The organism is Synechococcus sp. CCY9202 (assembly GCF_034931685.1).
Classification (GTDB): Bacteria; Cyanobacteriota; Cyanobacteriia; order PCC-6307; family Cyanobiaceae; genus CBW1002.
In genome coordinates, this window is sequence record NZ_JAYGID010000098.1 from 1 (window position 1) to 7,825 (window position 7,825).

7 protein-coding genes are annotated in these 7,825 nt (G+C 60.2%); 1 reads left to right on the forward strand and 6 read right to left on the reverse strand.

The features are described 5' to 3' along the window. Nucleotides 1-99 precede the first annotated feature (99 nt). The gene (locus tag VB777_RS12775; RefSeq protein WP_323249421.1) at nt 100-678 is read left to right on the forward strand and encodes a LysR family transcriptional regulator; all 579 of its coding nucleotides are present in this window, start codon (nt 100-102) and stop codon (nt 676-678) included. A gap of 380 nt (nt 679-1,058) precedes the next feature. Here VB777_RS12775 and VB777_RS12780 read toward each other — a convergent pair whose 3' ends face one another. Genes VB777_RS12780 through VB777_RS12805 form a run of 6 tightly spaced genes read right to left on the reverse strand, consistent with a single transcriptional unit; the run spans nt 1,059 to nt 7,674 of the window. Beyond that, nucleotides 1,059-1,784, reverse strand: coding sequence for a SprT family zinc-dependent metalloprotease (locus tag VB777_RS12780; RefSeq protein ID WP_323249423.1), 726 nt, complete (start codon nt 1,782-1,784; stop codon nt 1,059-1,061). Continuing rightward, nucleotides 1,784-4,828: an HsdR family type I site-specific deoxyribonuclease gene (locus VB777_RS12785; protein WP_323249425.1), complete on the reverse strand. Its 3,045-nt coding sequence runs from the start codon at nt 4,826-4,828 to the stop codon at nt 1,784-1,786. Before VB777_RS12785 ends, VB777_RS12780 begins: the two co-directional genes overlap by 1 nt. Then, nucleotides 4,825-4,992, reverse strand: a complete 168-nt coding sequence (locus VB777_RS12790) for a hypothetical protein (protein ID WP_323249426.1) — start codon at nt 4,990-4,992, stop codon at nt 4,825-4,827. Before VB777_RS12790 ends, VB777_RS12785 begins: the two co-directional genes overlap by 4 nt. Beyond that, entirely contained in the window at nt 4,989-5,573 is a 585-nt protein-coding gene (locus tag VB777_RS12795) for an AAA family ATPase (RefSeq protein WP_323249428.1), read from the reverse strand. The genes VB777_RS12790 and VB777_RS12795 overlap by 4 nt, the downstream gene beginning before the upstream one ends. After that, complete coding sequence (locus tag VB777_RS12800) at nt 5,570-7,525, reverse strand: GmrSD restriction endonuclease domain-containing protein (RefSeq protein ID WP_323249430.1); 1,956 nt, start codon at nt 7,523-7,525, stop codon at nt 5,570-5,572. Before VB777_RS12800 ends, VB777_RS12795 begins: the two co-directional genes overlap by 4 nt. Beyond that, entirely contained in the window at nt 7,522-7,674 is a 153-nt protein-coding gene (locus VB777_RS12805; RefSeq protein ID WP_323249432.1) for a hypothetical protein, read from the reverse strand. Before VB777_RS12805 ends, VB777_RS12800 begins: the two co-directional genes overlap by 4 nt. Between the last annotated feature and the right edge of the window lie 151 nt (nt 7,675-7,825).

The window sequence follows — 7,825 nt, forward strand, 5'->3', positions numbered from 1 at the left end:
ATGCCAGCAGGAGGAGCGCCCATCTCAAGCAGTCTCTGCCTGAGATGCAAACGGGAATCAGGGCGCCGTCAAGGGTTCAGCTGAGACGAAGTTCGCCGCGTGCTGTCCCGACCCCTGAACGGATACCTTTACCGAACTCCGGATCTGCTGCGAGATTTGCTGCTGCTTGACATCCTGGAGCTCACTGGCAGTACGACCGCCGCCGCTCGGGCGCTGAGCTTGTCGCAGCCCACCGTGAGCCGCCGCTATCGGACGCTGGCGCGTGATCTGGGCCTGGTCCGCCAGCCCCGCCAGCAGCCCGGACGCCGCTATGGAGACTCGATCTGCCTTCGTCTGCTGCGCAAGGGGATGACCCTGCACCGCTGGCAGGCAGGGGTGCTGCGGATCGGCGGCCGTCCGGAACACGCTCAGCGGGTGGCAGGCTATTCCTGGCTGCACTGGGTTGGGCTGCAGGGAAAAACACTGCGGGCTGCACCAGAGTTGATTCGCCAGGATTTGCTTGATGGTCTACTACTCACCCAGCAGGAACACGCAGAATTGCAACGGTTTCCAGCACCTAGCAAGCAGCTCGGAGATGGGCTGGTATTGGTTTGCCGCAGCCATCCTCGGATTCAGCCCCTGCTGGCCAAGATGGAAGAGTTCCAACAGCCGTCTTTGTATCGATTTACCAGGGGTTGATCACCTCCAGAGGCACATCGCTCACGTATTTGGGGATATGGGATGTGTGCAAGGCGGCGCGTGGGGCGTCCCGTCACAGCGCCACAGGTGCCAGCTTCACTTGCTGAGCGAAATCAACAGGCTATGCCTGCTGGCGCTGATAAGGGAGCTGGCTTGTGGTGTGGGTGGGCGTGAATGACTGCATTGGGCGGGCCTGCAACGCCCTTGCGCGGCTGCGCACGCTGAGGACTCTTGCGCGGGCCCCCTTCAGGTCACGAGATCGAACTCAGAAGCGTAGCTGTCCAATAACAGCTATCCCTCTCAAACAGCGCGAATCTCGATGGTCAAAAGAATGATCGCCAGAGAGGTCAGGGTGGTGATTCTGCCCAAGTAAAGCACGTTTACGATCCGCTGCAGAGAAGCGGCAAGGTATTCAGTAGTCGACGACGTTCTTCCCATTCTGGTAGATAATTATCCAACAATGCAATAAATTCTTCGCCATGGCTCGGTACGCGTAGGTGGGCGAGTTCATGGAGTACCACGTAGTCAAGACATTCTTTTGGCTTTTGAGCTAGTTGGGTATTTAAGCGGATATTTCCAGATACCGGATTGCAGCTCCCCCATTGACGTGTCATTGCCTGGATGAAGAGTTTGTTGGCCTGCACATTGAGTCGTTGTTGCCACTTGTTAATCAGGATCGTGGCTTCCTTTCGAAGTTCATTCCGATACCAGCCAGCGAGAATGCTCTGCCGTTTCTCGGCTGTCGATCCGGGCCGAACGAATAAGACCAGTTTCCTGGGGTGAACTTCAACTTTGGGAGCCGCCTTGACGTTCCGGATTTCCAGCAACAGCCGACTGCCCCAGAGGTGGTGGGATTCCCGCTCAACGACCAGCCTTGGACTTTCTCTCTGTTGCTTCTGAAACCTTGCTTGCTGCCGACGAATCCATGCGAGCTTGCCGATGGCATAAGCCCGCACATGGTCAGTGCTCATCCCCTCAGGGGCCGAGATGCGCACGGCGCCGCAGGGAGGAACCACTGAAAGGTGAAGGTGCTTGATCGGCTTGGCGGTGACTTCTACGGACAGGGCGCCGATCAGTAGCTGATGACTGGGATAAGCCTGGGCCATCAGTACTCGCTCTGGGCTACGAGGATAGGGAATAGTCGCTCCACTTCTTCCGCGTTCTGGAGCACACCAAAAAGGGCGGCCTTGATCAACTGTTCCTTGGACTGTACGCCGCGCCAGCCATCCGGTCGTACCTGGCGCACGGTGCTGTCGATGCGTAGTGTCAGTTCGAGATTGCCATTCAGATTATTCCAGAGCGCACGTTTCCCATCGGAATCCAATGCGGCTGGAGAGTCGTTTGTTGTCTTCTTGTCTAGCTGGCGAGCTAAGTCGGCTACACGCCGGAGATACTCCTCATAGGCTTCAGCCTGCTGCTTGCGAAAGCGGATAATTTCATCAAGCAGCTTCGACATCCTGTCGTAGAAGGCCGGGTCGTTGGCATGCTCGCTGTTGATGGTGCGCCGGGCATTGCCTTCGATCGTTTCGGCCACGACCTGGCGATTGGCAGCCCCCTTGCCGAACTGCTTTTGAATGGCCTCGGCCACTCCCGTCTTGACGATCAACTCCAGGAGGCCAAGATCGTCGAACGCAGAGATCTTGCGTGACAGATCAGCTTCAATGTAGGTATCGATGAGGTAGCGCATGTCGGCTTCATAGGCCTTGAGGTCGAGGTTTTCACCAGCTCCCAGCCGTATCACCTGCCTCCAGTCCAGTGCCTTGTCGCGCTGGCGCGTGATGCGGGAGGCCTCCTCCGCTGAGTAGCCCGCATCCACCAACTCATTGGCAATGGCGGCATGGGCCCGTGTGAGATCAGCCACCGCCTTGTAATAGGCCATCCGTAGTGGTTCTCGCTCTTGCAGGGATTCAGCGCATTCGGAATTGCCGCAGAAGTGATGCAAGACAGCCAGCTCGTCCATCGGAGGTGCGACTGGCAAAGCAAGAAGTGCCTCCTGCTCCATCGCCTCCTCCAGCCTCTCCTTCGCCTTGGTGAGACGGTCCTGGAGGAGAACATCGGGATCAACACCGCCTGCGGTGTGGTCGAGGGCATCGCTGGAATACACCGCAATGGCGTTTTCCACCTTCTTGAAGAGATCCTTGTAATCGACGATGCATCCGTAGGGCTTGTCGTCGCCATCAAGGCGATTCGTGCGGCAGATAGCCTGAAAGAGACCGTGGTCTTGCATCGACTTGTCGATGTAGAGCACGCTGCAGGAGGGGGCGTCGAATCCCGTCAGCAGCTTGTCCACGACGATCAGCAGCTTCATCTGGGCGGGCTGGTTGATGAACAGCTGCTTGGCTTGTTCCTCGAAGGTTTCCGTGCGGGTCAGTCCCGGCTGGGCTGCGATGCCATCAAGCAACTTGGTGTAGGTGTTGTAGATGAACTGCTTGTCGGTTTCGGTGTTTGTGCCCACCTCTTCCTTGGTGATGTCTTTCGCCTGGGGGTCGTAGGAGGTGATCACGGCACATTTGCCCTTGAGCTCAGTTTGATTGAACAGATCGAAGTAACGGCAGGCCTCGTGGATGCTGGAGGCCACCAGGATGGCATTGCCGCGTTGACTTGCCAGCCGTGGTTGCACGGAGAAATCAAAGAGGATGTCGGCTACGATCCGATTCATTCGTGCTTTGGAACTCAGCACCGACTGCAAGGTGCCCCACTGGCGCTTGAGTTCGCGCTGCTGCCACGGATTAAGACGGGCGGTTTTGGCATCAAACCACTGATCCACCTTCTCCTGTGAACTGAGCCTTTGATCGATGTCGCGGGCTTCGTAGACAAGGTCGAGTACGACCTGATCTTCCACTCCCTCGCTGAACTTGTAAGTGTGGATGTAGCCGCCGAACACCTCCAGGCTGGTGGCCTTGTCTTTCTTGAGCAGGGGAGTGCCGGTGAAGCCGATGAACACCGCTTCCGGCAGCAACGCCTTCATCACACGGTTCAGCTTTCCGCTCTGGGTGCGGTGGCACTCATCCACAAAGATGAACAGCTCGCCCACCGCTGGACTGGGTTGGGCCTGGAGCTGCTGAAGGAAGGTCTCGAAGTCATCGACGCCACGAACACCGAACTTGTGGACCAGGGAGCAGAGCAGGCGAGGCGTGGGCTGGCTCAGGGCCTGCATCAGATCCCTGCCGCTGCTTGTGCGTTGGATGGTTTCGCCCGCGCCACCGAACACGCCTTCGATTTGCTTGTCGAGTTCGTCGCGGTCGGTGATGACCACCACGCGGGCATGGGGATTGGTGGCCAGGATCCAGCGGGCCAACAGCACCATCACAATGCTCTTGCCGCTGCCCTGGGTATGCCAGATGATGCCGCCTTGGTGGTTGAGCACATGTTGCTGGGCCGCCTTGATGCCGACGTACTGATGCACCCGTGGCAGCTTCTTGATGCCAGCATCAAAGAGCACAAAATCGCGCAGCAGCTCAATCAGTCGGTCTTTTTGGCAGATCTTGAGCAAGTATTTGTCGATCTTCAGACGGCTGTTATCGGCTTCATCTTCCTTCCAGCTGAGGAAGAACTTCTCCGGTGTAAGGATGGCGCCATAGCGCAGGCCTTCGGTGTCGTTGCCGGCAAAGACCAGTTGGTTGGTGGCGAAGAACCAGGCGTTGAACTGCGGCTGCTGGTTGGAGAGGTTCTGGCGAATGCCATCACCGATGCTTACCCGGCTTCGTTTGAGCTCGATCACGCCCACGGCAATGCCGTTCAGATAGAGCACCAGGTCAGGGCGGCGCTCCTGCGGACCCTTGAGGGTGACTTCCTCCGCGATGGCGAAGTCGTTGGCTTCCAGGCTGTGCCAGTCGATCAGTGCCACGGTGCTGGTGGGTTGATCGGCGGCGGCTTTGACCTGCACCCCATAGCGCAGCAGGGAGTAGACCCTGCGATTGGCCTCATAGAGGCCCACCTGGCTGATGTCGGCGGCAATCCGGAGCTGATACAGAGCCCCGCTGATCTCCAAAGGGGTGTAGCCACGGCGTTGCAGGTAGCCGGTGAGGATCTCCTCCTCGATGTTGCTGTTGCCTGCGCGGTCCTTCCAGTCCCCCAGATAGCGATAGTTCAGTTCCTCACGGAACAGCTTGACGATGCGGTTCTGGGTGACCCGTTCCGGCGTGCTCATGCAGCGGAGGGCTGCGGGGCATCAGGCCCCTGCACCAGGGCCTTGCCGTCCTGCCAGGTCACCACGTACTGGCCAAGGCGGCGCTTGCGCTCCAGCTCGGCGGCCACGGCCTGCTGGAGAGCTTTGAGGATCTGCTGATCGCTGGGGGAGAGGGCGGGATTCATCGGGCCAGCTCCAGGAGTTGGACGTAGAGCCATGGATCGAGGATGGTGCGCTCAGCTCCGTTCTGGGAGAAGACGGGCGCCGGGTCGGGGCCACCGTTCATGTTGCAGAGCACATGGTCCACCGCTGGGGCGTAGGCGTTGAGCAGCAGCTGGAGGCTACGGGGAAACCGTCGCCGCAGCACGGCTTCCGGCACGTTGTGACCGCCGTGGGCCACCCGTTCGGCCACACGCAGGATCGAAAGCTCCAGGGAGGGGAGGGCGAGATAGATCAGCTCCACCCGCCAGCCGAGGAAGCGCATGCGGGTGATGAGGCGCAGGTAGCCCCGTCCGGAGAGGGTGGTCTCGAAGGCAAAGTTGCGGCGTGCCTGCAGATGAGTTTTGATTTCCGTGATCATCAACCGACTGGCTGCCACCAGCTGCTGCTGCGGGTTGAGGGGTGAAAGGCCTGCGGCAATCAGATCGGCGTTGACGAAGGCCTGGGCGTCGGGGAACTGCCGCAGGTAGGTGAGCGCGAAGGTGGTTTTCCCGGCGCCGTTGGGGCCGGCGATGATCCTGCAGATCGGAGCATCGCCACCGCTCATGCTGCTGCCTCCACGCTGAGGATCTCCCGCTCCACATAGGACCGGAAGGCCGCTGGGCTTGTAAAGCAGCGGAACCCGGCGGCGCTGGCCAGGGCCAGGGTGGCGGGCTCTTCGTTGAGCAGCACGGCAACGGGCTGGCTGAGCTCCTCCTGGATGCCGGCTGGCCAGGCCAGATCGAACACGGCGCGCTGCTCACCAGTGGCCGGGTCGGTGAAGTCGTAAGCGAGGGTGCCCAGGGGGAGGGACTGCACTCCCATCCAGGCGTTGAGACTGATCAGCTCGGCTTCTTCTTCCTCGCTGGTGATGCCGCCCAGCGTTTCGGTGGCTGGTTGCGGCACGGCGGCCGCGGGGCCGGACAGCCAGCGGGTGTCGCCATGGAGCAGCTCCTCCAGCCGGGCGTTCACTTCGGCTGCCAGCAGAGCCTTGCGGGCCTCCAGGAAGGAGCGGAAGTTCTCGAGCTTCCAGAGTTCTGGATCGGGGGGGATCCACTGGGAGGCCAGGGCACCGGGATGGGCTGTCTCGATCTCGGGGAAGTACATCTCCGGCAGGCGATCGGTGATCTTGATGTTGGTGTCTTTGGTGAGGAAGCAGAAGTTGGCCAGGGCATTGACCTCTGGTCTGCGGTAGCCAGCCTTGTAGAGCTGGGCTTTTGGGAAGATGTGATGCACCTCCAGGCGGCTCATCTTGCCGAGCATCCCGGCCTTGAGCGGCAGGCCGGTACCCCAGTCGCGGGCTTCGCCCATGCGGGTGAGCAGGTAGAGCACGGGGTAGAAGCGGGCGCCGAGGCTCCAGCCGGTGAAGTGCCCGGGTTCCACCCGCAGTCCGCCATGCCAGAGGCGCAGCTGCTCCAGCAGACGCTCCAGTCCGGCGCCTTCGCCTTCGAGGGCAGCGAGATCCTGATCAATGAACGATTCGGTGGAGCCGGAGAAGCGCCCCCACATGCCGGCCTGCACAAACCAGAACAGCAGCCGGTCGCGCTCGACCTCATCCATGGGGCCGCTGCGCTGATCGAGGTAGCGCACCATCACGGGGATGCCGAACCGCCCGAAGAACACCTGGTCGTGGTCGAGGCCGAGGCGGCCGGCGATCAGGTTGAGGCAGGTGTCGATGTGTCTGGTGGCGCGTTTGAGGGCGTCCTGGATTTCGGGGGTGCTCTTGTCGTGCAGGTAGAGGAACTTGGCCTCGCCGGTGAGCACCGTGTTCACCGAGCGCAGCAGCCAGTCGAGGTTGAAGCTGTAACCGTGGTCGCTCCATTCCTTGAGCTTGACCTTCATCGCATCACGACCCTCCGGCCAATCGGCGCAGATCTTGGCGAGGGCCAGGTCGCCCTTGGAGAGCTTGGTACCGCCACTGTTGACGCGGTTGAAGATGTCCACCACCACGTCAAGCGTCTTGTCGGCGCCGGTGACTTCTTCGATGTGGAGATCGATTTCGGTGATTCCCAGCAGCTGGCTGAGACGGCCGATGAACTCCCCGACCCGTGGGGCCAGCTCAGGGTTCTGTCCGAACTCGGCAGCCAGCTGGCCGAGGCCGGCGCTGCCCATACCGAGCAGGTTGGTGACATCGATCCAGAGGGGATCGTCCTTCATCTTCACCGGCTGGTAGAAGGCAAACACTTCCTCTCCGAGATGGAAGCGGAGCCCGCTGAAGGCCTGGGCGTTGCCATCGAAGAACTTGGGAGGCTTGCCCCGCACCGCGCCATAGAGGGAGGTCATGCGCTGCTGGCCATCGAGCAGAAGCTTCACCACACCAGCGGCTAACTGGCCATCACCGCGATGGGTGGCGGTCTGCGACTCTGTGGCCCAGACCAGCAGGCCACCAACGGGATGGCGTTTGTAGAGCGAATCGAATAGCCCGCGCACCTGATCACGGTTCCACACGTAACCCCGCTGGAACTCGGGCAGAGCCATGTGGCCGCTGTCGATGTGGTCAAGAATGGTGGAGATCTTCATGTCAGGCGGATCTTGCCGGTGAGGAGCTGTTGCATCATTCCTTGCTTTAGCTGAGCGGCCTTGAGCTTTCTTGCTTCTAACTCGATAATCTCGATATCAATATCTCGCAGGACATCTGAGATTGCCTTCTGTTCCGGCTCGGGTGGCAAGGAAAGCCATTTGTCATTGAAGAACTTGATTAGGTAGCAAGCTCCGTCAGCGCCCTTCCAGCCCCTAGACTAATACGCATGTACCGGTCAGGATCGCTATGGCCATGAATCGGATCCAGTTCCAGCCGAGTCTTTCTCTGCCTCAGTTCAT

Coding starts and splice junctions, on each gene's coding strand:
- VB777_RS12785 (WP_323249425.1), bottom strand. CDS start 4,828: ATGAGCACGCCGGAACGGGTCACCCAGAACCGCATCGTCAAGCTGTTC.
- VB777_RS12795 (WP_323249428.1), bottom strand. CDS start 5,573: ATGAGCGGTGGCGATGCTCCGATCTGCAGGATCATCGCCGGCCCCAAC.
- VB777_RS12780 (WP_323249423.1), bottom strand. CDS start 1,784: ATGGCCCAGGCTTATCCCAGTCATCAGCTACTGATCGGCGCCCTGTCC.
- VB777_RS12800 (WP_323249430.1), bottom strand. CDS start 7,525: ATGAAGATCTCCACCATTCTTGACCACATCGACAGCGGCCACATGGCT.
- VB777_RS12790 (WP_323249426.1), bottom strand. CDS start 4,992: ATGAATCCCGCCCTCTCCCCCAGCGATCAGCAGATCCTCAAAGCTCTC.